Genomic DNA, 25,979 nt, shown 5'->3' with positions numbered 1-25,979 from the left:
CTCCCCGAACACACGGGAACACCACCATGGACGCCCTGTCCCAGACCCTGCGCGTCGTCCGCCTGGTCGGCGCGATCTTCATCAATGCCAGGTTCACCGCACCCTGGTGCTACCAATCACCCAGCGCCGACACCGCAGCGCCGTTCCTGGAGCCCGGCGCCGAACGGGTGGTGATCTTTCACTTGATCACCGAAGGCGGGTGTTACGTCGAACTGGGTGATGAGCCACCCCTACTCCTGACGGCAGGTGACGTGGTGGTGTTCCCGCAGGGTGATGCCCATCGCATGGGCTCAGCCCCCGGACTCGCACCCGCCACCGGTGCGCGACTGGATGTGGTGCTGTCGCGCCGTCCCCGGCAGTTGAGTTATGGCGGTGGCGGCGCGGTCACGCGCCTGGTGTGCGGTTATCTGGCGTGCGACACACGATTGGCGGGCATGTTGCTGACGGGGTTGCCGGCCGTGGTGCGGGTCAATGTGCGCGGCTCGAACGCCGGGATCTGGCTGGAATCTTCGGTGCGTTATGCGCTGGCCGAAGCACGCTCGCCTCGCCCCGGCGGCGAAGGGGTGCTGGCGAAACTGGCCGAGGTGTTGTTCATCGAGGTGTTGCGCCTGTATATGCACGAACAGGGTGAAGGCCGCACCGGTTGGCTGGCAGGCGTGGGCGACCGGATTGTCGGTGCCGCCCTGAATGCGTTGCACAAAAAACCGTGTCACGCCTGGTCCCTGGATGAACTGGCGCGCACCGCCGGCACGTCAAGATCAGTGTTGGCGGAACGCTTTCAGCAACTGGTGGGGATTTCGCCGATGCAGTACCTGACGCAATGGCGCATGTTGCTCGCGGCTAATCTGTTACGCAGCAGTAACAGTTCATTATTGCGGATTGCCGAAGAGGTGGGCTACCAGACCGACACGGCGTTCAGTCGGGCGTTTCGGCGAGAGTTCGGGGCGCCACCGGCGGCATGGCGGCGCAGTCAGGAGAAAAAAACAATGGCCCACGGCGCGGTGCCTGTGAGCCATTGATCCATCGATTTACTTACGCGGCAGGAGTTGGGGCTTTGGCGTCGGCCTTGGCCTCTTCCAGCAACTGCTGAATCATCTTCTCCTGAGTCTCGTAGCGGCCTTCACCAAAGTGGGTGAAACGCACCTGCCCCTTGGCGTCGATCAGGTAGTGAGCGGGCCAGTACTGGTTGTCGAAGTTGCGCCAGATCGCATAGTTGTTGTCGATGGCCACCGGGTAAGTGATGCCGAGCTTTTTCACCTGATCCTTGACGTTGTCGATGATGCGTTCGAAACCGTATTCAGGGGTGTGGACGCCGATGACCACCAAGCCATCCTTCTCGTATTTCTTCGCCCAGTCCTTCACGTAAGGCAGGGTGTGCTGGCAGTTGATACAGTCGTAGGTCCAGAAGTCCACCAGTACCACTTTGCCTTTCAGGGATTCGTTGGTCAGCGCTGGTGAGTTGATCCATTCGACGGCACCGGAAATCGACGGCATCGCGCCTTGGGCGTTATCCATCGACGAGTCAGCCTTGACCTTGCTGACGAAGTAATCGACGACTTTCGGTACGGTTTCCAGCACGCCTTTCTCGAGGCTGCTGACGCCTTCGGACGAGGTGCCAGCCAGCAGTGTTTTGTCGGCACCGGTGGAAATCACCGCCGCAGCGGCCAATACAGCAACACCGGCACCACGACGCAGCCAACCGGTGACCGGGATCGACGACTTCAAACGATTGACCAGGCCGCGACCGGCGAAGATCAGGGTGCCCAGGGACAACGCACTGCCCAAGCCGTACGCCACCAGCAACAGACTGGTTTGGGCGTTGGCGCCTTGCAGCATGGCGCTGGTGAGGATCACGCCGAGGATCGGCCCGGCGCACGGCGCCCAGAGCAGGCCGGTGGCGACGCCGATCATGATCGAACCCAGCGGGCCGGACATTTTGCGAGTGTCCGGATCCAGGCGGTTGCCGAGCAATACGAATGGACGGGCCAGCCAGCCACCGATCCGCGCGGAAATCAGCGACAGGGCGAACAGCGCCATCACGATCAGGGCCACATGGCGACCGGTGTTGTTGGCTTGAACCACCCACTCGCTGCTGACCACGGCCAGGCTGGAGATCAGGGCGAAGGTCAGGACCATGCCGCCGAGGGTGAGCAGGATCGAAGACCGCGTGCGGTCGACACCGGCGAACAGGAACGGCACGACCGGGAGGATGCAGGGGCTGAGGACGGTCAGTATGCCGCCCAGGAATGCGATGAGTAACATGGGATCACCTTGAAATACGGGGGTGGCGGTTAACACACGTCCCCTGTGGGAGCGGGCCTGCTCGCGATGAGGCCGGTACATTCAACATTGATGTCGACTGACAGTCCGTCATCGCGAGCAGGCTCGCTCCCACACTGGAACCGTGGTGTTTACAGAAACAGTGTCTGGCTTCAGGCCGTTTGGTCATCGGCTGCAACCAACTGACCTTGCGGCGTACGGCTCGAACCGTCCTGGGCCAGGAAGGCGTTGGCGCCCTGCTCGTTCACCGGGGTCAGCTGGAAGCAGGTGCTGCTGCCGCAGGTGTTTTGTTCCACGGCGGCGTTGGCATGGGCGGCGGCGTTGGCATGGGCGGCGGCGCCGGCAAGGGCGAAGGCTGCGGCGGTCAAGAAGCGGGTTACGTTGTTCATGATGTTCTTCCTGTTTCAAATGGGATGGGCATTGGGCGAGCGAAGCACTCAGTTGTCTGAGTTGCAGTCAGCAAATTTGCGGTAGTCCAGGACCTGGGTTTTGTTCTGGGAATCCAGGTAGGTCAGCTGGGCATCCACAATCCCGCAGGAAGTCGTGGCGTCCTGTTTCAACGACACCACTTTCTTGATGTCCAGGTGCGAGCCGTAGGTGTAGGTTTTAGGGGTGATGTCTGCTTCGGCGCGGGCCGACAAGGTGCAGATATTCAGTGCGGCAAACAGGCAAGCGGCGTAGACGGCTTTAGTATTCATGGTGGTTTCCTCAAGGCTTCAATAGGTCAATCGTTTATTGGGCCGAGGCGTCTTGGCTTGCCTCGATGGAACCTATTAGAAGCCCCCGAGGTATCCCGTCTGTGTCGAAAACAGGCGCGTGTAAATCGGTACGTATCAAAGACGGGTCCTGATACACAGCGATACAAAACCACCAAAAAATCACGTTTTTGCGTCTGCATGTATCCGCCGACACGCCAGATACACTGCAATACAAAGGGCTGCGGGCGAGCGGGCCAAGGCTCGATAGACTGCACGACAACCCCCATCTACAGAGGCTTGGCCCAATGGAACACGTCGATCACATTCTCATCGTGGACGATGACCGCGAGATTCGAGAGCTGGTAGGCAACTACCTGAAGAAGAACGGCCTGCGCACCACCGTCGTCGCCGATGGGCGACAAATGCGCGCTTTCCTGGAGTCCACGCCGGTGGACCTGATCGTGCTCGACATCATGATGCCGGGCGACGACGGGCTGATGCTCTGCCGCGAGATCCGCGCCGGCAAACACAAAGCCACCCCGGTGCTGATGCTCACCGCCCGCAACGATGAAACCGACCGCATCATCGGCCTCGAAATGGGCGCCGACGATTACCTGGTCAAGCCGTTCGCCGCCCGCGAGTTGCTGGCACGGATCAACGCCGTGCTGCGTCGCACGCGAATGCTGCCGCCGAACCTGGTGGTCACCGAAAGCGGTCGTCTGCTCGCCTTCGGTCGCTGGCGCCTGGACACCTCGGCCCGGCATTTGCTCGATACCGACGGCACCATGGTCGCGCTCAGCGGGGCGGAATATCGCCTGCTGCGGGTGTTCCTCGATCATCCCCAGCGGGTACTCAATCGCGACCAACTGCTGAACCTGACCCAGGGCCGCGACGCCGACCTGTTCGACCGCTCCATCGACTTGCTGGTCAGCCGCTTGCGTCAACGCTTGTTGGACGATGCGCGGGAACCGGCCTACATCAAGACCGTCCGCAGCGAAGGTTATGTGTTCTCCCTGCCGGTGGAAGTTCTTGGTGCGCCATCATGAAGCTCTCGATGCGCTGGCCTCGCACCCTCGCCTCGCGGTTGTCGCTGATCTTCCTGATCTGCCTGATCCTCGCGCAGGCGCTGTCCTTCGGCGCGCAGTACTACGAGCGTTATGAAAGCGCGAAAAACACCATGCTGGGCAATCTGGAAACCGACGTCTCGACGTCCATCGCCATCCTCGACCGCTTGCCGGCCGACGAACGCATGAGTTGGTTGAAACAACTGGACCGCCGCAATTACCACTATTTGCTAAGTGAGGGCTCGCCGGGCACGGCGATGAGCGATACACCCATCGCGATGACCTCGATCAAAGACGCCATCGGCAAGGATTACCCGATGACCGTGACGGACATTCCCGGGCCGCAGAAGCACTTCCAGGTGCACCTGAAGCTGGCGGACGGCAGCCCGGTGACCATCGACGTGCGGCCGGCGATGTTGCCGTTGTCGCCGTGGTTGCCCATCGTGTTGCTGGGCCAATTGGCGCTGATGATTATTTGCACCTGGCTGGCGGTCAGAATCGCCATCCGCCCCCTCACCCGCCTCGCCCAAGCCGTGGAGACCCTGGACCCCAACACCCACGCGGTGCATCTGGATGAAAAAGGCCCGACCGAAGTCGCCCATGCCGCCATGGCGTTCAATGCCATGCAGGCGCGCATTGCCGCCTACCTGAAAGAGCGCATGCAACTGCTGGCGGCCATTTCCCACGACCTGCAAACCCCGATTACCCGCATGAAACTGCGCGCCGAATTCATGGACGACTCCAACGAGAAAGACAAACTCTGGAACGACCTTGGCGAGATAGAACACCTGGTGCGCGAAGGCGTGGCGTATGCCCGCAGCATCCACGGCGCCACCGAAGAGAGCCGTCGCACCGATCTGGATTCATTCCTCGACAGCCTGGTGTTCGACTATCAGGACATGGGCAAGGACGTTCAGCTCGGCGGCAAAAGCGACGCGGTCATCGATACCCGGCCGCATGCGTTACGACGGGTGTTGGTGAACCTCACGGACAATGCGCTCAAATTCGCCGGAGCCGCCGAATTGCGGGTGGAATCAAAGGCCGATGGCAGCTTGTCGGTCAAGGTGATGGACCGCGGCCCCGGGATTGCCGAGGAGGAACTGGCCCATGTGATGGAACCGTTCTACCGCGTCGAAAACTCGCGCAACCGCAGCACCGGCGGGACCGGGTTGGGCCTGGCGATTGCGCAGCAATTGGCGCTGGCGATTGGCGGGTCGTTGACGTTGAGTAATCGTGAGGGCGGCGGGTTGTGTGCGGAGCTCAAGTTGCCGACCCGATCTGCGTAGGAGCGAGCTTGCTCGCGATGGACGTCAACGATAATGCGCTTGTTCTGAATAATCGCGTCGCTATTAAGTCCATCGCGAGCAAGCTCGCTCCTACAGGAAGCTAAACTGAGCGGCATACAGCCAAGGAAAGCCTCTATATTGTCGGACGCACCCAATCGACTTGCGGAGTGCAACCAGCAGTAACTCATCTTTGATATGGACATTGGCGAATGGATGAAAACAGAAGACCCATCAAGACCCGCTCTGCGGGCTGGGCAAAGCGCATCACCGAAATCCTGGTAAAAAGAGACATCTCCCCCAATCAGATCTCCGTCGCCAGCATCGCCTTCGCGCTGGCTGGCATCGTGGCGCTCAACATTGATAACGGCGTCATTGGATCGATCTTCTGCGCTGTCGGCATTCAGTTGCGCCTGCTGTGCAATCTCTTCGACGGGATGGTGGCGATTGAGGGCGGCAAGCAATCCGACATCGGCAGTCTCTACAACGAATTCCCGGACCGGATTGCCGACAGTCTGCTGATCGTCGGGCTCGGGTATGCCATCGGGTATTCGGACCTCGGATGGTTTGCCGCCCTGGCCGCTGCACTGACGGCTTACGTCCGGGTGTTTGGCGGTTCGATCGGTCTCAAGCAGAACTTTATCGGCCCCATGGCCAAGCAGCACCGGATGGCCGTGATGACGGCAGCGCTGCTGGTGAATGCCGTCGAAACCAGCATTTATGGCAGTCACTACGTGCTTTGGGTATCGCTGGCTATCATTGCCATTGGATCAGTCGCCACCTGCGTCACGCGAACGCTGGCAATCGCCAGGCAACTGAAGGATGCCAACCATGTGGATCAGTAATGCGCTGATTTCTGTTCTTCGATTCCTCATCGGTGTCACGGCCAGGTGGGAGAGCCCGCCGGATCTCACGCGCCAGCGCATCTATTTCGCCAATCACACCAGTCATATGGACACGCTGGCAATCATCGCCGCCCTGCCCCCCGAAGCCAGAAAGAATGTGAAGCCGGTCGCCGCTGCCGATTACTGGGGCAAAAACAGGTTTCTGTCGTACATCTCCCAGAAAGGGCTCAATGCCGTGCTGATCGAACGTAACCCGGCGCCCGGTCAAAACGTTCTGGAACCTATTTTCGATGTCGTACGGGCCGGCCATTCGATCATCATTTTTCCAGAAGGCACGCGATCCTCCCAAGCGTTGCCCGGGGCATTCAAATCGGGGTTGTATCGACTGAGCGAAACCTTCCCCGATGTCGACCTGGTGCCCATCTATCTGGAAAACCTGCATCGCTCCATGCCTAAAGGCAAACACGTCCCGCTGCCCATTATCTGCACGATCCGGATCGGCAACCCGATGGAAAGGATTGCCGGCGAGGAAAAACAGCTGTTCCTGGAGCGGGCGCGTGATGCGATTGTGAGGTTGTCGAAATGAGTCTTGAAGACAAGTTCTTGTGGTTCTTTTTTGCAATCGCCTGCCTGCTGGCAATTGCTTCACTCATTGGCCGGCTACTGGCCAGGCGAGCAAAAACGGAAAGCTCGGTCTCGACCATCGAAAACCTGAATCAGCGAGTGAATGCCTGGTGGGGGATGGTGATCATCTTCTTCGTGTCCTACCAGCTTGGCGGCAACGCAACGGTCGTGCTCTTTGGCTTCATCTCACTGTTCGCGCTCCGGGAATTCATTACGCTGACCCCGACAAAACCAGGCGATCACAACGCGCTGTTCTCGGCGTTTTTCATCCTGATTCCGCTGCAATATGTGCTGATCGGCACTCACTGGTATTCGATGTTCACGTTGCTGATTCCGGTGTACGCGTTCCTGCTGTTACCGGCCATTGCGGTGCTGAGTCAGGACACGGAAGGCTTTCTGGAAAGAACGGCAAAGATCCAGTGGGGCGTGATGATTTGCATCTACTGCATCAGCCACGCGCCCGCGCTGTTGCTCCTGGACCTGGAAGGGTTCCAGGGGCAAAACGCACTGCTGCTGTTTTACCTGGTGTTTGTCGTTCAGTTGAGTGATGTGTTGCAGTACGTGTTCGGGAAGCTCTTTGGCAAGCACAAAGTTGCGCCGCTGGTGAGTCCGTCGAAAACCGTGGAAGGTCTGGTCGGTGGTGGCCTGTCTGCAACGCTGATTGGCGGTTGCATGTTCTGGATGACGCCCTTCAGTTTCTGGCAGTCGCTGATGATGTCCTTCGTCATCGTGGTCATGGGTTTTCTGGGTGGCCTGGTCATGTCGGCGATCAAACGCAGCCTGAGCGCCAAGGACTGGGGAACGATGATCAAGGGGCACGGCGGAATGCTCGACCGGATGGACTCGATTTGTTTCGCGGCGCCGATCTTCTTTCACCTGACGCGGTACTTCTTCTCCGCACAGTAAAGAACGGGCACCACCAACCTACTGTGGAGCGAGCCTGCTCGCGATGAAGGTGTGTCAGTCAACATCAGTATTGGATGTGCTGGCCTCATCGCGAGCAGACTCGCTCCCACAGGGGGGATGGCGTTTGGTCAGGTGGTTACGCCGACCACCCCTTCCCCATGCATCTGCCGCAACAACGCCGCACCACTCTCCATAAACTCCGGCGACCCGGCGCTACCCGCCTCCACTGCCAATCCTTCCAACTGCTCGCGCCCGTTCAGTTCGGGAAATTCCTCGATCCACTGCAACAAGCGCCACGCCAACGGGCTCAGCTCGGAAAATTTCACACTCCAATCCTCCGACCGACGCACCAACAACAATGTCGGCTGAGCCGGTGGTGCTTCAGGTCGATAATCCGGCCCTATCAACTGCACCGGCCACGCATACGCCAACGGCCAGGCCAGCGGCGAAACCTGCAACGATCGATCCAGCAGTAACCCGACATCACTCGATGCCAACGGCTCGGCCTCGGACTGTTGCAGCACCATCTCGATCCACTCGTAATGCGCCAGCTCCACCATGAACGGCGGCCACGGCCCTTCGCTCAACGCTGACGGTTGCGACGCCAGGAACTCGACAAACTCCCTGGCGATCTCGCCGAATTTCGGCGTGCGCGCGCGGTAGTCCCGCAGGAAGATCCGCACCAGCGAACGCCAGTGCTCATCGCCCAGAATCTTGATCAACACGGGAAAGGTGCCGCTGAGCAGCGACGACAGATTCGCGAAAATCAGGTCGCGGTAAACCTCGGCCCGCGCCACATTCATCCCGGCCGGCGGCGTGCAGTGATCGGGGTCGCGCAGGTAAAGACCCAGTGTGTTCTGCTGCTGAAACAGGCCTGGCTTATCCACGGTTCACCCCCTCGGCTTGCAGACGGCGAATGGTCTGCAATTCAGCGACCAGTTCCGCGAACGCCGGAAAATTGAAGTCCCGCTCCAGCAGCGTCGGTTGCGCGCCGAACCGGGCATAGGCCTCGGCCAGCAACGACCAGACCACCGGTTTCACCGAGGCGCCATGGGTGTCGATTTTCAACGTATCCGACTCATCGAAGTGCCCGGCCACATGTATCGCGACCACCCGGCCCGAGTCGATGCCCGCCAGAAACGTTTGCGGATCGAAACCGTGGTTGATCGAGTTGACGTACACGTTGTTGACGTCCAGCAGCAGGTCGCAATCGGCTTCGCGCAACACCGCGTTGGTGAACGTCAGCTCGTCCATGTCCTGCTGTGGCGCGGCGTAGTAGGAGACGTTTTCCACCGCCAGACGCCGACCGAGAATGTCCTGGGACTGGCGAATTCGCGCGGCAACGTGATGCACCGCTTCTTCGGTAAAGGGCAACGGCAGCAGGTCGTAAAGGTGACCGTCATCGCTGCAATAGCTCAAATGTTCGCTGTACAGCGGCACGTTGTATTGATCGAGAAAAACCCGGACTTCCTGGAGAAACCCGACATCCAGCGGTGCCGGCCCGCCCAACGACAGGGACAAGCCGTGACAGGACAACGGATAACGCTCGGCCAGCGCCCGTAGCGCCGCGCCATGGGCACCGCCGATGCCGATCCAGTTCTCCGGCGCAACTTCCAGGAAGTCGAAATCGCCCACACGGGCAGCTTGAAGGTCTTTCATTAAACCGCGACGCAGGCCGAGCCCGACGGTGGCCTTCGTTGATGTGAGGGAGGTCTGCATGATGTCGATCTCAAGGGTTGCCAGAACGGACTCACAGTTAACCGAAGCGGTGTATCGGGTCTGTGTTCCGCTCCGGCAGAAAACCGCAGCGGTTGTATCGCCAGCGGGTCTGTACACACTTTGGTACAGACCCGTTGGATAGCCTTACGCCAAGTCGTACTTCTCGCGCACCAGATGACCGATACCGATGCGATCGAGCACGTTCATCGGGCACAGGAACGTCACACGCACGGTGCCCGGCAAGCGGCTGATGTCGATCGAGCCGGTGATGGTGGCGCGGTTGAGCACTTCGTCATACGGCAGACCGGTGACCGAAGCGGCGCGCTTCAAGCCGTTCTCCACGGCCACATTGAGGTTCTTGCCGCTGCCGATGAAGGTGATCGGGCCGCTTTGCTCGATCTCGGTCTGGCCCCAGCGCTCGCCCAGCTCGCGGACTTTCTGACGTTGCTCGGCATTCATCGGGCGGGCCATCGGCGGCAAGTCGTCGAGGTTTTGCAGCAGGATCGGTCCTTTCAGCGTCAGGTGCTTGATGACTTGCACCTGCACTTCGGTTTCCCCGGAGCAATCGGTGGCGTGCCCGGCGATCTCGCCGTTGCCTTGCTGGGCGTGCATATCGCCCATGTACACCCCTGCCCCCGGCACCTTGACCGGGCAGATCAAGACACAGCCTTCGCGGATCGAGTTGGTGTCCATGTGACCGTCGGTCTTGGCCGCGTGCAGTTCCTCTCGGGTCATGCCGAAACGGTGTGGCGCGCCGATCAGGTACTGGCCGAAATCCGCGCAGTTGTGCGAGTCGGGCAAGTCCCGGGACGGCGTGGTGCCGATGTTGCCGAGGAACGGCCGCATGTGCGCGGCCACGCCTGGAATGTCGGCGCGGGCCAGGGACAGGATCGAATGCTGGGCCGCGAATTCCGGCAGTGCCGACATCTCGGAGGCCTTGCCGGCCAGTTGATTGGCGATGTCCTGATTGACCGTCAGGCTGACCTGATTCTGCGCATCGAACACGATCACATAGCCGTGGCTGAAGCGAAAGGCACTGACCTCGGCGCCGCAGTTGTTGCAGCGAATCGAGTTCTCGCCGATGCCTTCGACATAGCTTGCCGGGTGTTCGGTGCCGCACTTGGAGCAGAATTTGGAGACGAACGGATCGCCGTGATAGCGACCTTCCACGAAGCTCATCACCCCAGACGAGGTGGCCAGCGACGTGACGCGCATGCTTTTGATCTTGATCGCCACGGCGTCGCCGACTTCGGCACCGGCAATCGCCACCGGTTGTGTCACTTCATGCCCCCCTTCGAAAACCGGCGTGATCATCGGCCCCCAGCAGCCCGGCGGCGTGCCGGTGATCAGGGTACCTCCGTCGGCCAGCGGACCCAGCATCGGCTGGCTCGGGCCGATGATGCCGCTGGTGTAATGGTCGACGCGCAGCCGATCCACGGGAGAGGGTTTCAAGGCAGGTTCAGACAGGAGCGTTGTCATTGTGTCCCCTTGTCCGCAGCAGCTGCGGAACGGTATCAGGAGGGAAACGGCCGCCTGCTGCGGCGACCATGAAGTGACGTTGGCGGCCCGTTTCCGGGGCGCCAAACAGCCTTCGCAGTTCATCGCAGGTTTGTATCTCGTCTGTGTTCGGCAGTGCCTCGAAGTGGGAGGCTCTGTATCGAGAAGGGGGTTAGATACAGTGGGATACACGCGGTACCACTGGTAACGGTGCGCTGCTGTATCAAGTCGATCAAGCCTACAAACTCCAAACCACCACCCATACCCTGTGGGAGCGAGCCTGCTCGCGATGGCGGTGTGACAGTCAACATCAATGGTGAATGTGCCGGCCTCATCGCGAGCAGGCTCGCTCCCACAGGGTCCGGTGTAGGCAGGGAGATTTGGCCCACAGGGACTTTCGTCGCTCCAGCCTGCGCTGCACGGCCCCCGGACTAAACTTAACGCACGCAGGACGGGCTTATCGTCCTGATCATTCCCACGACCACCGCCCAGGGCTGAAAACCTCGAAAAACGGCGCCTCTGGACCGTGATCCTGCTGAAGGAGCACACGTGATGGACGAGGCCAGACTCAATGATTTCATGGGCAAACTGGTGAACGACATGGGTGGCGCGGCGATGCTCGCCAACGTCATCCTCGGCGAAGAGCTGGGACTGTATCGGGCCATGGCCGACAGTCAACCGATCACCCCTGAAACACTCGCCGACAAGACCGGCTGCAACACCCGCCTGCTGCGCGAATGGCTCAGCGCCCACGCCGCCTCCGGTTACATGGAACACCGCGACGGCCAGTTCCGCCTGCCCGAAGAGCAGGCCCTGGCGCTGGCAATCGAAGACTCACCGGTCTATGTGGCGGGCGGTGTCGGGGTGGTCGCGTCGTTTTTCCATGACAAGGACAAACTGGTCAAAGCCATGCGCGGCGACGGTGCCCTGCCCTGGGGCGATCACCATCCGTGCATGTTCAATGGCACGGAGCGGTTCTTCCGGCCAGGGTATAAAGCGCACCTGGTTGCCGAATGGCTGCCGGCCCTCGAAGGCGTGGTTGCCAAACTGGAGGCTGGCGCCAAAGTGGCGGACATCGGCTGCGGGCATGGTGCGTCAACCGTGATCATGGCCCAGGCGTTCCCGATTTCGCGATTCGTCGGGTTCGACTACCACGCCCCCTCCGTCACCGTCGCCACCCAGCGCGCCGAAGAAGGAGGCGTGTCCGGGCGAGCGCGATTCTTCCAGGGCACCGCAAAAAGCTACCCCGGTGACGACTATGACCTGGTCTGCTACTTCGACTGCCTGCATGACATGGGCGACCCGGTGGGTGCGGCGCGCCATGCCTATGACTCGCTGAAACCGGACGGCACGGTGCTGCTGGTGGAACCGTTCGCCAATGACTCGCTCGACGACAACGTCACCCCCGTGGGCCGGCTGTTCTACGCCGCCTCGACGTTCATCTGCACCCCGAACTCGCTGTCCCAGGAGGTCGGCCTCGGGCTCGGCGCCCAGGCTGGCGAGGCGCGGTTGCGCAAAGTGTTCACCGAGGCGGGCTTCAAGACGTTCCGTCGGGCCACGGAAACGCCGTTCAACCTGATTCTGGAGGCGCGTAAATAATCACCGGTGACCGCTGACTGCGAACGGCTTACTGTAGGAGCTGCCGCAGGCTGCGATCTTTTGATCTTGATTTGACGATGCTTAAATCGCTGAAGATCAAAAGATCGCAGCCTGCGGCAGCTCCTACAGGCCCACCGGAGTGTTGAACATGCTCGACAGTCTCATCCGCGAACAACTCGACCGGCTCCAGCAGCTGATGGCCGATCAACCGTTTGTGGTCCTGACCGGCGCCGGCATCAGCACCCCGTCGGGCATTCCGGACCACCGCGACAACCAGGGCGTGCGCCGTGGCCGGCAACCGATGATGTATCAGGAGTTTCTCTGCGCCCCCGAATCCCGGCGCCGCTATTGGGCGCGGGCGATGCTTGGCTGGCCGCGGGTGCGTCAGGCTCAGCCGAACGTGGCTCACGAAGCCTTGGCCAGCCTGCAAAGTTCGCAGCAGATCAGCGGATTGATCACCCAGAACGTCGATACCTTGCACGACCAGGCCGGCAGCCACGACGTGATCGAACTCCACGGCAGCTTGCACCGGGTGCTGTGCCTGGACTGCGGGCAGCGCAGCGAGCGGGATTCGATCCAGCAACTGATGGAAGCACAGAATCCTTACCTGGCCGGCGTCGATGCGGTACAGGCGCCGGATGGCGATACCTTGCTCGACCCGGCATTCGAAGCGCGCTTTCAGGTGCCGCATTGCCCGCATTGCGCAGGCGAGCGGATGAAACCGGATGTGGTGTTTTTTGGCGAGAACGTAGCGCAGGCGACGGCGGCCAAGGCGATGGCAGCCGTGGAAAAGGCTGCGGGGTTGCTGGTGGTCGGGTCTTCGCTGATGGCGTATTCGGCGTTTCGGTTGTGCCGGGCGATGGCGGATCAGGGGAAGCCGTTAATGGCGATCAATCTGGGCAATACGCGGGCAGATGACATCCTGGATCTGAAGATTGAGGCTTCGTGCGAGCGGTTGCTGCCATTACTGGCTCAACACCTGACCACTTAGCAACTGAAGAAACCCAAACCCTGTGGGAGCGAGCCTGCTCGCGATGGCGATATACCAGGCAACATCACTGCTGAATGTGCCGGCCTCATCGCGATCAGGCTCGCTCCCACAGGTGACCGCGCTCAGTGCACCGACATTTGTTGGCCGAAGTTTTCTTCCTTGAGAATATCGAACAACGCCTGCGCCGCTGCCGACAGTTCCACCCCAGGCTTGGTCAGCACCCCGATCGCCCGTTCCACCACCGGGTCGCGCAGGGTAATGCAACGCGCGCCCAGCTCCCGCATCTGCCCGGCGCACAAGGCCGGCACCGCGCTCACCCCCAATCCGCTGGCGACCATCCTTCCGACCGTCGCCAACTGATGGCTTTCAAACTCCACCGGCAATTTCATCCCCCGCGCCTGCAAGTGCTCTTCCAGCATCACCCGCACCGTCGACGGTCGCTGCAAGGTGATGAACGGCTCCTTGAGCAATGTCTGCCAGTCGATGTCGCCCAGGTCGGCGAAGACCGAATCATGGGGCACCACCGCCACAAACCGGTCCATGTACAGCGGCGTGAATTCCAGCGACGAACTCTGCGTCGGTTCAAACGCCACCCCCAGTTCCACCTGACGATCACGCACCATTTCCAGCACTTGCTCGTTGATCACGTCATTCACCGTGACGTTGACCTTTGGGTAACGAGCGCGGAAAGTCTTGAGGATCGGCGGCAGCAGGTTGCCGGCAAACGACGGCATCGCCGCCAGGGTCACGCGCCCGCGCTGGAGGGTGAAGCGTTGACGCAGTTCATCCTCGGCATTGTCCCAATCAGCAATCAGTCGACGGGCCAGCGGCAGCAGCGATTCGCCCTCGGGCGTCAGCGCCACGTTGCGGGTGTTGCGGGTGAAGAGTCGCCCGCCCAGGCCCTCCTCCAGGGCCTTGATGGTCAGGCTCAACGCCGATTGCGACAGGTGCAACCGCTCGCAGGCCACGGCAAAACTCAGACTCTGGGCCACGGCCAGGAACGCGCGGATCTGCTTGACTGTCATGACCGGTGTCTCCAACGTAATACGCATTCGGTGTAGGAGCTGCCGAAGGCTGCGATCTTTTGATGTTGGCAATTTCAAGGCTGTTGAAATTCAGAATCAAAAGATCGCAGCCTTCGGCAGCTCCTACATTGGTGAGTTTTATCTATTAATCAACCTTAAAAATCAACTTAACAAATCAATACTCCGGCGAGACACTCAACCCCCATACGGCTAGCCAGCCGCCCACAAAGAATAAAAGAGGTGCATATGGCAGGTTTCGACAAGCGCGTGAGTTCCTATGAGGAAGCTCTGGCAGGTCTTGAAGACGGCATGACGGTGATCGCCGGCGGCTTCGGTCTGTGCGGGATCCCGGAAAACCTCATCGCCGAAATCAAGCGCAAAGGCACGCGTGACCTCACCGTGGTTTCCAACAACTGCGGCGTCGACGGTTTCGGCCTCGGCGTGCTGCTGGAAGACCGGCAGATCCGCAAGGTCGTCGCGTCCTACGTCGGCGAGAACAAAATGTTCGAGGAGCAACTGCTCAGCGGCGCAATCGAAGTGGTCCTGACGCCCCAAGGCACCCTCGCCGAAAAAATGCGCGCTGGCGGCGCTGGCATCCCGGCGTTCTTCACCGCCACCGGCGTCGGCACCCCGGTCGCCGAAGGCAAGGAAGTACGCGAATTCCATGGCCGCAAGTACCTGATGGAAGAGTCCATCACCGGTGACTTCGCCATCGTCAAAGGCTGGAAAGCCGACCATTTCGGCAACGTGATCTATCGCCACACCGCCCAGAACTTCAACCCGCTGGCCGCCACTGCCGGCAAGATCACCGTGGTCGAAGTCGAAGAAATCGTCGAGCCCGGCGAGCTGGACCCGTCGCAGATCCACACCCCTGGCATCTACGTCGACCGGGTCATTTGCGGCACGTTCGAGAAGCGCATCGAACAGCGCACCGTGCGTAAGTGATCCCCTGCCCCTGGACCGAATGAAGGAAAAACAACAATGGCACTTTCCCGCGAACAAATGGCTCAGCGCGTCGCCCGCGAAATGCAGGACGGCTTTTACGTGAACCTGGGCATCGGCATCCCGACCCTCGTTGCCAACTACATCCCCGAAGGCATGGAAGTCATGCTGCAGTCGGAAAACGGCCTGCTGGGCATGGGCCCCTTTCCTACGGAAGAAACCATCGATGCCGACATGATCAACGCCGGCAAGCAAACTGTGACCGCGCGTATCGGCGCGTCGATCTTTTCCTCGGCAGAGTCCTTCGCGATGATTCGCGGTGGTCATGTCGACCTGACCGTGCTGGGCGCCTTCGAAGTCGACGTTGAAGGTAACATTGCCTCGTGGATGATCCCCGGCAAACTGGTCAAGGGCATGGGCGGCGCCATGGACCTGGTGGCCGGCGCAGATAACATCATCGTCATCATGACCCACGCGTCCAAGGACGGTGAGTCCAAGCTCCTGTCCAAATGCAGCCTGCCGCTGACCGGCGCCGGTTGCATCAAGCGTGTGTTGACCGACCTGGCGTACCTGGAAATCGAAAACGGCGCGTTCATTCTCAAGGAACGTGCACCGGGCGTCAGCGTCGAGGAAATCGTCGCCAAGACCGCCGGTAAACTGATCGTGCCTGATCATGTACCGGAAATGCAGTTCGCTGCTCAGTGAGGAATCATTCCATGCAAGAAGTCGTCATTGTCGCCGCCACCCGTACCGCCATCGGCAGTTTTCAGGGTGCCCTGGCGAATGTTTCTGCCGTTGACCTCGGCGCTGCGGTGATCCGTCAGTTGATCGCGCAAACCGGCCTGGACGTGGCTGAAGTCGATGAAGTGATCATGGGCCAGGTATTGACCGCCGGCGCCGGGCAGAACCCTGCGCGCCAGGCCTCGATCAAGGCCGGCCTGCCCTTCGCTGTCCCGGCCATGACCTTGAACAAGGTTTGCGGCTCGGGCCTCAAGGCCCTGCACCTGGCCACCCAGGCGATTCGCTGCGGCGACGCCGACGTGATCATTGCCGGCGGCCAGGAAAACATGAGCCTGTCCAACTACGTCATGCCCGGTGCCCGCACCGGCCTGCGCATGGGTCACGCGCAAATCGTCGACACCATGATCAGCGACGGCCTGTGGGATGCGTTCAACGATTACCACATGGGTATCACCGCCGAAAACCTGACTGAAAAGTACAACCTGACCCGCGAACAACAGGACGCCTTCGCCGCGGCCTCCCAGCAGAAAGCCACGGCCGCCATCGAAGCCGGGCGTTTTGCCGATGAGATCACGCCGATCCTGATTCCTCAGCGTAAGGGCGATCCGGTCGCTTTCAACGTTGACGAACAGCCACGGGCCGGCACCACCGCCGACTCTCTGGGCAAACTGAAACCGGCCTTCAAAAAGGACGGTTCGGTGACCGCCGGTAACGCCTCGTCGCTGAACGACGGCGCCGCCGCCGTGATCCTGATGAGCGCCGAAAAAGCCAAGGCCCTCGGCCTGCCGGTGCTGGCAAAAATCGCTGCTTACGCCAACGCGGGCGTGGACCCGGCAATCATGGGCATCGGTCCGGTATCGGCGACTCGCCGTTGCCTGGACAAGGCCGGCTGGTCCATTGATCAACTGGACCTGATCGAAGCCAACGAAGCCTTCGCCGCACAATCGCTGGCAGTGGCCAAGGACCTGGAATGGGACCTGAACAAGGTCAACGTCAACGGCGGTGCTATCGCCCTCGGCCACCCGATCGGTGCCTCGGGTTGCCGGGTGCTGGTGACGTTGCTGCATGAAATGATCAAGCGTGACGCCAAAAAAGGCCTCGCCACCCTGTGCATCGGGGGTGGTCAGGGCGTGGCATTGGCGATCGAACGGGCCTAAAGCGTTCAACAGACTGCGCGGGGACCCACGAAGATCCGCTGCAGTCTGGCAACATCCCCGGTGCGACTCATGTCGCATCGGGTCATCTACATCACTGAAAACTGCAACTGTGAACCCGCTCCCCGTAGGAGCTGCCGAAGGCTGCAATCTTTTAGCGCGTCACAGCAAAAACTGGAAAATCAACCAGCTATTCGCCCCACTGATCACCGTAAACAACCCCCACGCCAGCACTCGCGTCGGCAGCCGATTCACAAACGGCCCCATCAGCTGGTGATCGTTGGTCATGCGAATCAGCGGGTACAACGCAAACGGCAATTGCAGACTCAACACCACCTGACTCAACACCAGCAGCTTGCCAATCGCGTTATCGCCCATCAGCCAGACGCCGATGAACGCCGGGATCAGCGCCAGCCCGCGCGTTATCAAACGCCGTTGCCAGCAGGGAATCCGCAGGTTCAGGTAACCCTCCATGATCACCTGCCCGGCGATGGTGCCGGTGAAGGTCGAGCTCTGACCGGAGGCCAGCAATGCGACGCCGAACAACACGCTGGCCAACGCCCCGCCCACTAATGGATCAAGCAGATGATAGGCGTCCTGGATATCCACCACGTCGGTATGCCCGGTCTTGTGAAACGCAGCCGCCGCGAGGATCAGGATCGCCGCGTTGACCAGCAGCGCCAGGGCCAGGGAGCCAATGGTGTCGATGCGCGCCAGTTTCACCGCGTCCTGCTTGCTGGCCACATCCTTGCCAATCAGCCGGGTCTGGACGATCGAGGTGTGCAGGTACAAGTTATGCGGCATCACCGTGGCGCCGAGAATCCCGATGGCCAGGTACAGCGGCGCGGCATCGCCGATGGCGGACAGTGACGGTGTGAAACCGCGGGCGACGTCCGGCCAGTACGGCTTGATCAACAACAGTTCCACGAAGAAACACACGCCGATGGTGCTCACCAGCACCAGCATGATCGCTTCCAGTCGGCGAAAGCCACGGTTCTGCAAGGCCAGCACCAGCAGCGTGTCGAACGCCGTGAGCGCGATGCCGACGGTCAGCGAACAGCCGAGCAACAGGTGGAACGCCAGGGCACAGCCGAGCACTTCGGCGAGGTCGGTGGCGATGATCGAGATTTCCGCCAGCACCCATTGGGTGCGCGCGGTCCGCTTGCTGTAGCGCTCACGGGACAACTGCGCCAGATCCCGCCCGGTGGCGATGCCCAGGCGCGAACACAGGCACTGCACGACCATTCCCGCCAGACTCGCCAGCAGCACCACAAACAACAGGCTGTAGCCAAACCGCGAACCGGCCTCGATGGCGGTGGCCCAGTTGCCGGGGTCCATGTAGCCGATCGAAACCAGCAAGCCGGGACCGGCGAAACGCAGGATACGTTTGAAGAACGAGGCGCGGGGGTCGACGGTAACGCTGCCCGCCACTTCCGGCGGGCAAAACGGTGCAGTGCCGACTTTGGGCAAACTGAATTTCACGCAAAACATCCGTCAATAAATGGGAGGGGCCAGCTTAGACGTTTCACTCGTTCCGGTGTATAGGCAAACCCCGTAGGAGCTGCCGCAGGCTACGATCTTTTGATTTTCAGCAACGTCAGCGTCGCCGAGGATCAAGATCAAAAGATCGCAGCCTGCGGCAGCTCCTACGGGGACCGTTTGCATCTGGATTGAAACGCTCGACTTGTATACAAAATTACGACATCTACAGAGCAATCCATCGCCCGCAATGCTAACGTTGCCGACTCACACAGGTCGGAGGTGCGTGCGTGCTGTTGCTCAAACTGCTGGTGATTCCCGGATTTCTCTTGCTGATTTCCCTGGTCGGTAAACGCTGGGGCCCTAGCGTGGCGGGCTGGCTGTCGGGTTTGCCGGTGGTGGTCGGGCCGATTCTGTTCTTCCTCGCCATCGAGCAAGGTGAGGTGTTCGCTGCCCAGTCGGCGACGGCAGCGTTATCGGCCATGTTCGCGATGATTGCCTTCTGCGTGACCTACGCCCAGGTCGCACAACGCGCCGGTTGGCCGTGGGCACTGCTGATTTCGTTAACGGTCTGGGCCGCGGCGGCCGTTGTGCTGTCGTTGATCCCGCCGTCGCTGGTGTTCTCGGTGATCGCCGCCGCGACCGCGCTGCTGGCAGCGCCGTATCTGTTTCCCAAGGTGCAGCCGATCGTTTCAGGCCCGGCACCGAAGTCCGACAAATTGCTGTTGCGCATGATTGCCGGTGCGCTGTTGACCCTGGCCGTCACGCTGTTGGCCAGCACCGTCGGCGAACGCTGGAGCGGCCTGCTCGCGGTGTTCCCGGTTCTGGGCAGCGTGATGGTGGTGTTCTCGCAACAGACCCGCGGGCCAGCGTTTACCGCGGCGTTGCTGCGGGCCACGGCGACCGGGATGTATTCATTTGCCGCGTTCTGCCTGGTATTGGCACTGACCTTGCCCGACTTGGGCCTGACCGGATTCGCCCTCGGCGTTGCGGTGTCCGTGGCCATGCTCGGGGTCACCAAGCGTCTGCTGGCAAAACCCGGCCAGGCAAAACTCCCTGCAACACCTTCGATAATTTCGAAAGAGTAAAGCAACAGCCTCGCACGTCAATCGAACAGGTTTCCCGCAACATCAGCCTCAGTTCACGACCAACCACTGACTGAGGCCTACACCATGAAATTCTTTTTCCACCCTTCGCCCAACCCGATGAAAGTCGCCCTGCTGCTCGAAGAACTGCAAACGCCCTACGAATTGATCGGCGTCGACACCTTCAAGGGTGAGCAACACCAACCGGCCTTTTTGGCGATCAACCCGAACGCCAAGGTGCCGGCCCTGGTTGATGGCGACGCCACCGTGTTCGACTCCCAGGCGATCCTGCTGCACCTTGCGCAAAAACGTCAGCGCTTCCTCCCGACCACCGTGGCTGGCCAAGCCGAGTTGCTGTCATGGCTGATGTTCATCGCCACCGGCCTGTCGCCATTCTCGGGGCAAGCGGTGCATTTCCTGCACCACGCGCCGGAAGACCTGGCTTACGCGAAGAACCGCTATCTCAAGGAAGTCGAACGCCACTACCGCGTGCTCGACCAGCGCCTGGCCGACCATCAATACCTGGCCGGCGACACCTACAGCATCGCCGACATGGCGCTTTGGGGCTGGGCCAGTTACGCGCCGTACATCCTCGGCGAGAACGGCCTGGCGGCGTACCCGAACGTCAAGCGCCTGTTCGATGAGATCAGCGCCCGGCCTGCCGCCCAGCGTGCCCTGGGTCTTAAAGAGAAGTTGGTGTTGAAGGCCGAATTCGACGAAGAAACCCGTCGCAATCTGTTTCCGCAGAACCAGGTGCAGTAAACCCTTGTAGCAGCTGCCGAAGGCTGCGTTCGGCTGCGAAGCAGTCGTTAAATCGGACACTGCGGTCTGTCAGGTAAACCGCGTGTGCAGGTTTTACGACTGCTTCGCAGCCGAACGCAGCCTCGCAAGCTCGACAGCTGCTACGGATTGCATTCCATGGGATGATCGCACTCAAAGCGCAACCATCCCTGGAGATTCAGAATGTCTTTGTTGAGTAAAAAAGCTATCGTCCTGTTGCTGACGACGGCGACGTGTCTGGGGGCTTTGAATGCCTACGCCGCCAAGGCCGTTGCGAGCGATACCGCACCGGCTCAAAACGTTTCGATGCTCGGTGGCAAGTTCAAATTCACCCTGCCCAAGGGCTTTATTGCCAACCCGTTGCCCGCTGGCGACGCGGCCACCGGTACTGCCGGGGCGACGGGCACCATGTACACCAATCAGGCCACCAAAACCGTGGTGATCGCCGCTGAGAACACCATCCCCGGCGGCGTCAACGCCAAGGACAACGACGGTCCGTTCCTCGACTCGGCGGCGTCCGACTTCGCCACCGAACAAGCCAGCGCGCTACCGGACTTCACCAAGCTCAGTGAAAAGAGCATGACCCAGAAAGGCACAGGCCTGGGCCTGCGGCAGATCGACAGCACCGCCACCCAGGGCGGCGGCAAGACTCTCGATACCACGCTGATGGCCGCCTCTGGCACTCGTATGGCGATCGTTCAGGTGATTTCCCGTCTCAGCGACAATGCCGGCCACGAAACGCTGGTCAAACAGATCGTCACCGGCAAGTAAGACTCAAGGGTTGAGACGCTGCAACCAGGTGCGCAAGTCCTGCATCTCGGCGGCATTGATGCTGTGACCGACGCCAGCGTAGGCGTGAAATTCAGGCTTGAGTGACAGGCTCTGCAACAGCGTGTCGGCGTCAGTGCCATCGTTGTAGGGCAGGCGCTTGTCCTCGGTGCCATGCCCGATGAAAATCGCCAGCGCCTGGCGTTTTTCATCGGGTTTGAGCTCGGATCTGAGCACCGGCAGAATCCGCCCGCTCAACGCCGCAATCCCGCCCACCGCGTCGGGATGACGCAGCGCCACCTCGTAGGACATGATCGCGCCCTGGCTGAAGCCCACCAGGAAGACCTTGTTCGGTTCGGTGTGATATTTCTTCGCCGCTTGTGCAACGAAATCCAGCAACACCTGGCCGCTGGCCTTCAGATCATCCGTCTCGCCGTTGTAGGCACCTGTTCCCTTCTCGCGAAACCACTTGTAACTCCCCTCCTCCATCACCATCGGTGCCCGTACCGACAGGTAGTTGTACTGCGCGGGCAACTCATCCTTGATGTCGAACAGGTCCTGCTCGTTGCTGCCGTAACCGTGGAGGAAAATCACCAGGGGCTGATTGCGCGATTCGGGGTTGGCCTGCTCCAGGTACTTGAGCGGCAGATCGGTGTGCAGCGGGGTTTGAGCGTGGACGGCGGTGGACGCCAGGAGTGTCAGCAGAGCGAGAAACTTCAACATAAACCTTCCTTCACACGTGCAGGATTCGGGGAAGAGCCTAACACTGTGAAGCGGGATGTCGATGATGGCCCGGGTATCGGCCTCGCTTCTGAGGCCGTCATCGCGAGCAGGCTCGCTCCCACATTGGATTGGGGCGTACACAGATCTTGTAGTCACAGGAGATCAACTGTGGGAGCGAGCCTGCTCGCGATGAGGCCCTCAAGCTCGCTCAAGACTTTCTATCAAAAACCTCAATCGTTAATCAGTTTCCCAACCCGAATCGGCTCACGCCCAGCCACTTTCGCCTGCCAGGTCCCCGGCTGGGTGTAACGCCCGCGGTCGATGGCGAACAACACCCCACTCGTCCCGGCCCGCACAGTGGTGACCCGGTCGTTCAACGGGTCGACCACTTCAAACAGCGCATCGCCCTGCTCCACCCACTCACCGGCCTCGCGCAGGAAACTGACCACCCCGTGATGCGGCGCAAACAGGTATTGGGTGCCTTCGAACGGCATGCCTTCACAGCACTCGCTCGGTGCCGCCGGCCAGGTGCCTTTGATGAAACCCTGCTCGGCGAGAAACCCGAGAATCGCCTCGCAATTGGCCTGGGCCTGATCGACCCGCGTATCGCCCATACTGCCCAGCTCCAGCGTCGTCGCCAGGTTGGCCGGTGGAATCGCGGCCTCAGGGAAGGCCCGTGCCAGACGCAACCACGGCGAAGAACAGGATTCGTCGAAAGAGCTGCCGCCGGAATCTTCGCACAGCAACGCGACACCGGCCTTCAAGCGAGCCGCCAGCGACTTCCACTGCGACCAGTGCTGCGGCAACGCATAAATATGAATCGCCGCGTCGAAATCGCAATGCAGATCGAGGGTAATGTCGGCGTCGCAGGCGTGGCGCAGCAGCAAGCGGTGCATCGCTTCCAGTTGCGAAACCGGGGCCGGCAAACCGTCGAGCACCTGGCCCATGGCCTGGCGAATCAGGGCAATGTTGACCTCGGCGTCGGTACCCAACCGATCACCGATCAACTCGGCCACCGGTGTGCTGAGTTCAACGAATGAGCGGTTGAAATTCTTGCCGCTGCCGAGTTCGAAACGGCCCATGTGGCTGCCTTGCAGGTGCTGATCGAGGCCGATCGGGTTGGCCACCGGCACCAGATCGATCACGCCTTGCAGCTGACCCTGGGTTTCGAGTTCAGTCAGGCGCTTCTTCAGCTCCCAGGCGGTGCGCATGCCTGGCAACTCATCCGCGTGCAGGCTGGCCTGGATGTAGACCTTGCGCGTGCCCGCGCCATAACGAAATACGCTGAGGGTGCGTTCGGTGCCCAAGTGGCTCCAGGGCAGTGAGTGGTCGATGCGTTGCATGGGTAACTCCTGAAGGCATGTGGATCTGGCGCAGCACTCGGGACCGCGCATGTCCAATGTAGGAGCTGCCGCAGGCTGCGATCTTTTGATCCTGGCGGCCGAAGATCAAGATCAAAAGATCGCAGCCTGCGGCAGCTCCTACAGGGGGAAATGTGTTCGCAGGATAAATGATGGGCGCATAAAAAAAGTGGCCACCGCGTCAACGGAGGCCACTTTTTTCTACGGCGTATTAATGGCCGTAAACGTCAAAGTCGAAGTACTTGTCCTGCACTTGCTTGTACTTGCCATTGGCGCGGATTTCGGTGATGGCGGTGCTGAATTTGTCTGCCAGCTCTTTGTCACCCTTGCGCACAGCGATACCGGCGCCGCCGCCGAAGTACTTGGCGTCTTCGTAGGTCGGGCCAACAAACGCGAAGCCTTTACCCGCGTCGGTTTTCAGGAAACCGTCGTCCAGGTTGACCGAGTCGGCCAGCATCGCGTCGAGGCGGCCAGCGACCATGTCCAGGTTGGCTTCCTGCTGGGAGCCGTAACGCACCAGGTTGATGCCGGCCGGCACCAATACTTCAGTGGCAAAACGGTCATGGGTACTGGCGCGCAGCACACCGACTTTCTTGCCTTTGAGTTCGGTCAGCGGGTCCTTGATGTCGGAGCCTTCCTTCATCACGAAACGCGCCGGGGTGTGGTAGTACTTGATGGTGAAATCGACGTTTTTCTTGCGATCGTCAGTGATGGTCATGGACGACAGGATCGCGTCGATTTTCTTCACTTTCAGGGCCGGGATCAGGCCGTCGAACTCTTGCTCGACCCAAGTGCACTTCACCTTCATCTGTTCGCACAGTGCATCGCCGATGTCCACGTCAAAACCAGTGAGTTTGCCGTCAGGGGTTTTCATCGAAAATGGTGGATAACCGGCTTCGATCCCGAGGCGGATCGGCTTGGCGTCATCGGCCACAGCGGTCAGGGACAACATCGACAGTGCCAGGGCACCGAACATCACTAGCTTCTTCATTTATAACTCCTGTGTGCGGAGGCTTTTATTGGCAGCGTTCGATTGGTAGCTTTCGGTCATCGCTTTTTTGTTGGAGAGGACCGAAGTGGCGGGCAGTCTAGAGCGGCTTCAGGAGTTCAAATTGTGCATATGCGACAAATACTTATATAAAAGGCGAGCTGAATGAACGATGCGATCCGCACCTTAAACCTGATCCAGCACCACCCCGCCGAAGGTCCCGGTGCCATTGCCGAGTGGGCAATAGCACGGAGAGTGACGCTGAATGTCTTTCGCGCCGACCTCGGTCAGTTGCCGCCCGTGAGTGCGGCACCGGTAATTCTGTTGGGCGGGCCTTATGAATCCAACGCCGGGCCGGCATGGCTGGAAGCCGAACGGCAGTGGCTGGCGGGCAGTCTGGATCAGGGCGCGGCGGTGTTTGCAATTTGCCTCGGCGCGCAGTTGCTGGCGTTGAGTCTGGGCGGGAATGTACGGCGGATGGCTCTCACCGAAACCGGCTGGACCTGCGTGACGTTCGCCGATGGCCAAAAGCTGAAAGTGCTGGAATGGCACGAAGACGCCATCGACCTGCCGCCCGACGCGCAGTTACTGGCCAGCAGTGATCAGTGTGAGCAGCAGATGTATTGCGTCGGGCCGACGCGGGTGGGGTTGCAGTTTCATCCGGAGTGGAATGCCGAGTCGGTGGCAACGCTCAATGCACATTTTGCCGACGAGTCGCCGTTGCCACGCGGTCAACCGGACAGCGTCGCCTACGCGGCCGTTTTTGACTGGTTGCAGGCGACGCTGGATGGGTGGTGGGTGGAAGTTTAGAGAAGCAAGATCAAGAGATCGCAGGCTTCGCCAGCTCCTACAGGGGATTGTGTTCACCCGCAGAGTCACGGCTGACAAGGGACCTGTAGGAGCTGCCGCAGGCTGCGATCTTTTCTGGCTACTCCATCAACATGCGCAGCCGATCACGGCATCAATCGGCCGTTGCACCTCAACACTCAACTCAAACCCTTCATCCAGCCACCCGGTCACCCCGCCGATCATTTCCTTGACCGGGTAACCCAGCGCCGCCAGTTTCACCGCGGCCTTGTTGGCGCCGTTGCAATGTGGCCCGGCGCAATAGACCACGAACAAGGTGGATTTCGGATAAACCGCCAAACCTTCGGCAGTCAACAATCGCCCCGGAATATTGATCGCGCCTGGTACATGTCCACGCTCGAATGCCAGCGGACCTCGTACGTCCACCAGGACAAAATCCACATTGCCGGCCTGTTGACTGCCATAGACGTCGGAACAATCGGTTTCGAAGGTCAGACGATTGCTGAAATGCATCAGGGCGATGGCCGATGGGGCGGCGGGAATCTCGCGGACCAGGCTGGTCATGGGCTGTACTCCAAAGTCTCGGTGGGTGTGAGAAGACTTTATCCGCCACACGCTTG

27 protein-coding genes are annotated in these 25,979 nt (G+C 60.5%); 15 read left to right on the top strand and 12 right to left on the bottom strand.

Features of this window, described 5'->3' with window-relative positions; genetic code table 11:
* Window positions 1-26: 26 nt before the first annotated feature.
* Window positions 27-1,019 (top strand): AraC family transcriptional regulator, encoded by a 993-nt coding sequence (locus ACYZUD_RS03595; protein ID WP_462022644.1) that lies wholly within the window; start codon window positions 27-29, stop codon window positions 1,017-1,019.
* Window positions 1,020-1,032: 13 nt separating this feature from the next.
* On the opposite strand, the gene ACYZUD_RS03590 is transcribed toward ACYZUD_RS03595, so the two are convergent.
* From ACYZUD_RS03590 to ACYZUD_RS03580, 3 genes are all read right to left on the bottom strand, one after another.
* On the bottom strand, window positions 1,033-2,262 hold the full coding sequence (locus ACYZUD_RS03590; protein ID WP_462022643.1) for a cytochrome c biogenesis protein DipZ: 1,230 nt from the start codon (window positions 2,260-2,262) through the stop codon (window positions 1,033-1,035).
* A 170-nt stretch (window positions 2,263-2,432) separates the two neighbouring features.
* Window positions 2,433-2,669 carry a hypothetical protein gene (locus ACYZUD_RS03585; protein ID WP_462022642.1) on the bottom strand — a complete coding sequence of 79 codons (237 nt, stop codon included), beginning with the start codon at window positions 2,667-2,669 and terminating at the stop codon, window positions 2,433-2,435.
* Between the two features lie 48 nt (window positions 2,670-2,717).
* Complete coding sequence (locus ACYZUD_RS03580) at window positions 2,718-2,978, bottom strand: DUF2790 domain-containing protein (protein WP_462022641.1); 261 nt, start codon at window positions 2,976-2,978, stop codon at window positions 2,718-2,720.
* A gap of 305 nt (window positions 2,979-3,283) precedes the next feature.
* Here ACYZUD_RS03580 and ACYZUD_RS03575 point away from each other — a divergent pair, with 305 nt between their 5' ends.
* The 5 genes from ACYZUD_RS03575 (at window position 3,284) to ACYZUD_RS03555 (ending at window position 7,700) form a co-directional block, all read left to right on the top strand.
* Complete coding sequence (locus tag ACYZUD_RS03575; RefSeq protein ID WP_462022640.1) at window positions 3,284-4,024, top strand: response regulator; 741 nt, start codon at window positions 3,284-3,286, stop codon at window positions 4,022-4,024.
* On the top strand, window positions 4,021-5,328 hold the full coding sequence (locus ACYZUD_RS03570; RefSeq protein WP_462022639.1) for an ATP-binding protein: 1,308 nt from the start codon (window positions 4,021-4,023) through the stop codon (window positions 5,326-5,328). The genes ACYZUD_RS03575 and ACYZUD_RS03570 overlap by 4 nt, the downstream gene beginning before the upstream one ends.
* Window positions 5,329-5,537: 209 nt before the next feature.
* On the top strand, window positions 5,538-6,170 hold the full coding sequence (locus ACYZUD_RS03565) for a CDP-alcohol phosphatidyltransferase family protein (protein WP_462022638.1): 633 nt from the start codon (window positions 5,538-5,540) through the stop codon (window positions 6,168-6,170).
* Window positions 6,157-6,756 (top strand): lysophospholipid acyltransferase family protein, encoded by a 600-nt coding sequence (locus ACYZUD_RS03560; RefSeq protein ID WP_462022637.1) that lies wholly within the window; start codon window positions 6,157-6,159, stop codon window positions 6,754-6,756. Before ACYZUD_RS03565 ends, ACYZUD_RS03560 begins: the two co-directional genes overlap by 14 nt.
* The gene (locus tag ACYZUD_RS03555) at window positions 6,753-7,700 is read left to right on the top strand and encodes a phosphatidate cytidylyltransferase (RefSeq protein ID WP_462022636.1); all 948 of its coding nucleotides are present in this window, start codon (window positions 6,753-6,755) and stop codon (window positions 7,698-7,700) included. Before ACYZUD_RS03560 ends, ACYZUD_RS03555 begins: the two co-directional genes overlap by 4 nt.
* A gap of 128 nt (window positions 7,701-7,828) precedes the next feature.
* Here the strand turns inward: ACYZUD_RS03555 and ACYZUD_RS03550 are convergent, their stop codons facing one another.
* The 3 genes from ACYZUD_RS03550 to ACYZUD_RS03540 all read right to left on the bottom strand — a co-directional run bounded on the left by ACYZUD_RS03550 (window position 7,829) and on the right by ACYZUD_RS03540 (window position 10,898).
* Window positions 7,829-8,587, bottom strand: a complete 759-nt coding sequence (locus ACYZUD_RS03550) for an HvfC family RiPP maturation protein (RefSeq protein ID WP_462022635.1) — start codon at window positions 8,585-8,587, stop codon at window positions 7,829-7,831.
* Window positions 8,580-9,419 carry an HvfB family MNIO-type RiPP peptide maturase gene (locus ACYZUD_RS03545; protein ID WP_462022634.1) on the bottom strand — a complete coding sequence of 280 codons (840 nt, stop codon included), beginning with the start codon at window positions 9,417-9,419 and terminating at the stop codon, window positions 8,580-8,582. Before ACYZUD_RS03545 ends, ACYZUD_RS03550 begins: the two co-directional genes overlap by 8 nt.
* Before the next feature lie 144 nt (window positions 9,420-9,563).
* Window positions 9,564-10,898, bottom strand: coding sequence for an acetamidase/formamidase family protein (locus ACYZUD_RS03540; protein WP_462022633.1), 1,335 nt, complete (start codon window positions 10,896-10,898; stop codon window positions 9,564-9,566).
* Between the two features lie 570 nt (window positions 10,899-11,468).
* Here ACYZUD_RS03540 and ACYZUD_RS03535 point away from each other — a divergent pair.
* Window positions 11,469-12,515: a class I SAM-dependent methyltransferase gene (locus ACYZUD_RS03535; RefSeq protein WP_462022632.1), complete on the top strand. Its 1,047-nt coding sequence runs from the start codon at window positions 11,469-11,471 to the stop codon at window positions 12,513-12,515.
* A gap of 148 nt (window positions 12,516-12,663) precedes the next feature.
* Window positions 12,664-13,506 (top strand): NAD-dependent protein deacetylase, encoded by an 843-nt coding sequence (locus ACYZUD_RS03530; RefSeq protein WP_462022631.1) that lies wholly within the window; start codon window positions 12,664-12,666, stop codon window positions 13,504-13,506.
* A gap of 122 nt (window positions 13,507-13,628) precedes the next feature.
* Here ACYZUD_RS03530 and ACYZUD_RS03525 read toward each other — a convergent pair whose 3' ends face one another.
* Complete coding sequence (locus ACYZUD_RS03525; RefSeq protein WP_462022630.1) at window positions 13,629-14,531, bottom strand: LysR substrate-binding domain-containing protein; 903 nt, start codon at window positions 14,529-14,531, stop codon at window positions 13,629-13,631.
* Window positions 14,532-14,777: 246 nt separating this feature from the next.
* Here ACYZUD_RS03525 and ACYZUD_RS03520 point away from each other — a divergent pair, with 246 nt between their 5' ends.
* Genes ACYZUD_RS03520 through ACYZUD_RS03510 form a run of 3 tightly spaced genes read left to right on the top strand, consistent with a single transcriptional unit; the run spans window position 14,778 to window position 17,371 of the window.
* Window positions 14,778-15,476, top strand: coding sequence for a CoA transferase subunit A (locus ACYZUD_RS03520; protein ID WP_462022629.1), 699 nt, complete (start codon window positions 14,778-14,780; stop codon window positions 15,474-15,476).
* A 36-nt stretch (window positions 15,477-15,512) separates the two neighbouring features.
* Entirely contained in the window at window positions 15,513-16,178 is a 666-nt protein-coding gene (locus ACYZUD_RS03515) for a CoA transferase subunit B (RefSeq protein ID WP_054051104.1), read from the top strand.
* 11 nt (window positions 16,179-16,189) lie between these two features.
* Window positions 16,190-17,371: an acetyl-CoA C-acetyltransferase gene (locus ACYZUD_RS03510; protein ID WP_462022628.1), complete on the top strand. Its 1,182-nt coding sequence runs from the start codon at window positions 16,190-16,192 to the stop codon at window positions 17,369-17,371.
* 159 nt (window positions 17,372-17,530) lie between these two features.
* On the opposite strand, the gene ACYZUD_RS03505 is transcribed toward ACYZUD_RS03510, so the two are convergent.
* Window positions 17,531-18,850 (bottom strand): Nramp family divalent metal transporter, encoded by a 1,320-nt coding sequence (locus ACYZUD_RS03505; RefSeq protein WP_462022627.1) that lies wholly within the window; start codon window positions 18,848-18,850, stop codon window positions 17,531-17,533.
* 287 nt (window positions 18,851-19,137) lie between these two features.
* Between ACYZUD_RS03505 and ACYZUD_RS03500 the strand changes: the two genes are divergently transcribed.
* From ACYZUD_RS03500 to ACYZUD_RS03490, 3 genes are all read left to right on the top strand, one after another.
* The gene (locus ACYZUD_RS03500; RefSeq protein ID WP_462022626.1) at window positions 19,138-19,935 is read left to right on the top strand and encodes a hypothetical protein; all 798 of its coding nucleotides are present in this window, start codon (window positions 19,138-19,140) and stop codon (window positions 19,933-19,935) included.
* Window positions 19,936-20,019: 84 nt separating this feature from the next.
* Window positions 20,020-20,694 (top strand): glutathione S-transferase family protein, encoded by a 675-nt coding sequence (locus ACYZUD_RS03495; RefSeq protein WP_462022625.1) that lies wholly within the window; start codon window positions 20,020-20,022, stop codon window positions 20,692-20,694.
* Window positions 20,695-20,895: 201 nt separating this feature from the next.
* On the top strand, window positions 20,896-21,483 hold the full coding sequence (locus tag ACYZUD_RS03490; protein ID WP_462022624.1) for a DcrB/PsbP domain-containing protein: 588 nt from the start codon (window positions 20,896-20,898) through the stop codon (window positions 21,481-21,483).
* A gap of 3 nt (window positions 21,484-21,486) precedes the next feature.
* On the opposite strand, the gene ACYZUD_RS03485 is transcribed toward ACYZUD_RS03490, so the two are convergent.
* The 3 genes from ACYZUD_RS03485 to ACYZUD_RS03475 all read right to left on the bottom strand — a co-directional run bounded on the left by ACYZUD_RS03485 (window position 21,487) and on the right by ACYZUD_RS03475 (window position 24,555).
* The gene (locus tag ACYZUD_RS03485; RefSeq protein ID WP_462022623.1) at window positions 21,487-22,203 is read right to left on the bottom strand and encodes an alpha/beta hydrolase; all 717 of its coding nucleotides are present in this window, start codon (window positions 22,201-22,203) and stop codon (window positions 21,487-21,489) included.
* Between the two features lie 230 nt (window positions 22,204-22,433).
* Complete coding sequence (locus ACYZUD_RS03480; protein WP_462022622.1) at window positions 22,434-23,546, bottom strand: M14 family metallopeptidase; 1,113 nt, start codon at window positions 23,544-23,546, stop codon at window positions 22,434-22,436.
* Window positions 23,547-23,775: 229 nt separating this feature from the next.
* A complete protein-coding gene (locus ACYZUD_RS03475; RefSeq protein ID WP_462022621.1) occupies window positions 23,776-24,555 on the bottom strand; it encodes an ABC transporter substrate-binding protein in 780 nt (259 codons plus the stop codon).
* Window positions 24,556-24,729: 174 nt separating this feature from the next.
* Here ACYZUD_RS03475 and ACYZUD_RS03470 point away from each other — a divergent pair, with 174 nt between their 5' ends.
* Entirely contained in the window at window positions 24,730-25,362 is a 633-nt protein-coding gene (locus tag ACYZUD_RS03470; RefSeq protein WP_462025175.1) for a type 1 glutamine amidotransferase, read from the top strand.
* 126 nt (window positions 25,363-25,488) lie between these two features.
* Here ACYZUD_RS03470 and ACYZUD_RS03465 read toward each other — a convergent pair whose 3' ends face one another.
* The gene (locus ACYZUD_RS03465; RefSeq protein WP_462022620.1) at window positions 25,489-25,923 is read right to left on the bottom strand and encodes a rhodanese-like domain-containing protein; all 435 of its coding nucleotides are present in this window, start codon (window positions 25,921-25,923) and stop codon (window positions 25,489-25,491) included.
* Window positions 25,924-25,979: the final 56 nt, after the last annotated feature.

It is taken from the genome of Pseudomonas sp. XS1P51, assembly GCF_054897845.1.
The sequence above is the reverse complement of the archived record's forward strand: the minus strand, read 5'-3'. Positions and strand labels throughout refer to the sequence as shown.

Bases quoted from the DNA above. Each gene is read 5' to 3' on its own strand.
- ACYZUD_RS03595 (WP_462022644.1), top strand. From the start codon at position 27: ATGGACGCCCTGTCCCAGACCCTGCGCGTCGTCCGCCTGGTCGGCGCG.
- ACYZUD_RS03590 (WP_462022643.1), bottom strand. From the start codon at position 2,262: ATGTTACTCATCGCATTCCTGGGCGGCATACTGACCGTCCTCAGCCCC.
- ACYZUD_RS03585 (WP_462022642.1), bottom strand. From the start codon at position 2,669: ATGAACAACGTAACCCGCTTCTTGACCGCCGCAGCCTTCGCCCTTGCC.
- ACYZUD_RS03580 (WP_462022641.1), bottom strand. From the start codon at position 2,978: ATGAATACTAAAGCCGTCTACGCCGCTTGCCTGTTTGCCGCACTGAAT.
- ACYZUD_RS03575 (WP_462022640.1), top strand. From the start codon at position 3,284: ATGGAACACGTCGATCACATTCTCATCGTGGACGATGACCGCGAGATT.
- ACYZUD_RS03570 (WP_462022639.1), top strand. From the start codon at position 4,021: ATGAAGCTCTCGATGCGCTGGCCTCGCACCCTCGCCTCGCGGTTGTCG.
- ACYZUD_RS03565 (WP_462022638.1), top strand. From the start codon at position 5,538: ATGGATGAAAACAGAAGACCCATCAAGACCCGCTCTGCGGGCTGGGCA.
- ACYZUD_RS03560 (WP_462022637.1), top strand. From the start codon at position 6,157: ATGTGGATCAGTAATGCGCTGATTTCTGTTCTTCGATTCCTCATCGGT.
- ACYZUD_RS03555 (WP_462022636.1), top strand. From the start codon at position 6,753: ATGAGTCTTGAAGACAAGTTCTTGTGGTTCTTTTTTGCAATCGCCTGC.
- ACYZUD_RS03545 (WP_462022634.1), bottom strand. From the start codon at position 9,419: ATGCAGACCTCCCTCACATCAACGAAGGCCACCGTCGGGCTCGGCCTG.
- ACYZUD_RS03540 (WP_462022633.1), bottom strand. From the start codon at position 10,898: ATGACAACGCTCCTGTCTGAACCTGCCTTGAAACCCTCTCCCGTGGAT.
- ACYZUD_RS03535 (WP_462022632.1), top strand. From the start codon at position 11,469: ATGGACGAGGCCAGACTCAATGATTTCATGGGCAAACTGGTGAACGAC.
- ACYZUD_RS03530 (WP_462022631.1), top strand. From the start codon at position 12,664: ATGCTCGACAGTCTCATCCGCGAACAACTCGACCGGCTCCAGCAGCTG.
- ACYZUD_RS03525 (WP_462022630.1), bottom strand. From the start codon at position 14,531: ATGACAGTCAAGCAGATCCGCGCGTTCCTGGCCGTGGCCCAGAGTCTG.
- ACYZUD_RS03520 (WP_462022629.1), top strand. From the start codon at position 14,778: ATGGCAGGTTTCGACAAGCGCGTGAGTTCCTATGAGGAAGCTCTGGCA.
- ACYZUD_RS03515 (WP_054051104.1), top strand. From the start codon at position 15,513: ATGGCACTTTCCCGCGAACAAATGGCTCAGCGCGTCGCCCGCGAAATG.
- ACYZUD_RS03510 (WP_462022628.1), top strand. From the start codon at position 16,190: ATGCAAGAAGTCGTCATTGTCGCCGCCACCCGTACCGCCATCGGCAGT.
- ACYZUD_RS03495 (WP_462022625.1), top strand. From the start codon at position 20,020: ATGAAATTCTTTTTCCACCCTTCGCCCAACCCGATGAAAGTCGCCCTG.
- ACYZUD_RS03490 (WP_462022624.1), top strand. From the start codon at position 20,896: ATGTCTTTGTTGAGTAAAAAAGCTATCGTCCTGTTGCTGACGACGGCG.
- ACYZUD_RS03485 (WP_462022623.1), bottom strand. From the start codon at position 22,203: ATGTTGAAGTTTCTCGCTCTGCTGACACTCCTGGCGTCCACCGCCGTC.
- ACYZUD_RS03480 (WP_462022622.1), bottom strand. From the start codon at position 23,546: ATGCAACGCATCGACCACTCACTGCCCTGGAGCCACTTGGGCACCGAA.
- ACYZUD_RS03475 (WP_462022621.1), bottom strand. From the start codon at position 24,555: ATGAAGAAGCTAGTGATGTTCGGTGCCCTGGCACTGTCGATGTTGTCC.
- ACYZUD_RS03465 (WP_462022620.1), bottom strand. From the start codon at position 25,923: ATGACCAGCCTGGTCCGCGAGATTCCCGCCGCCCCATCGGCCATCGCC.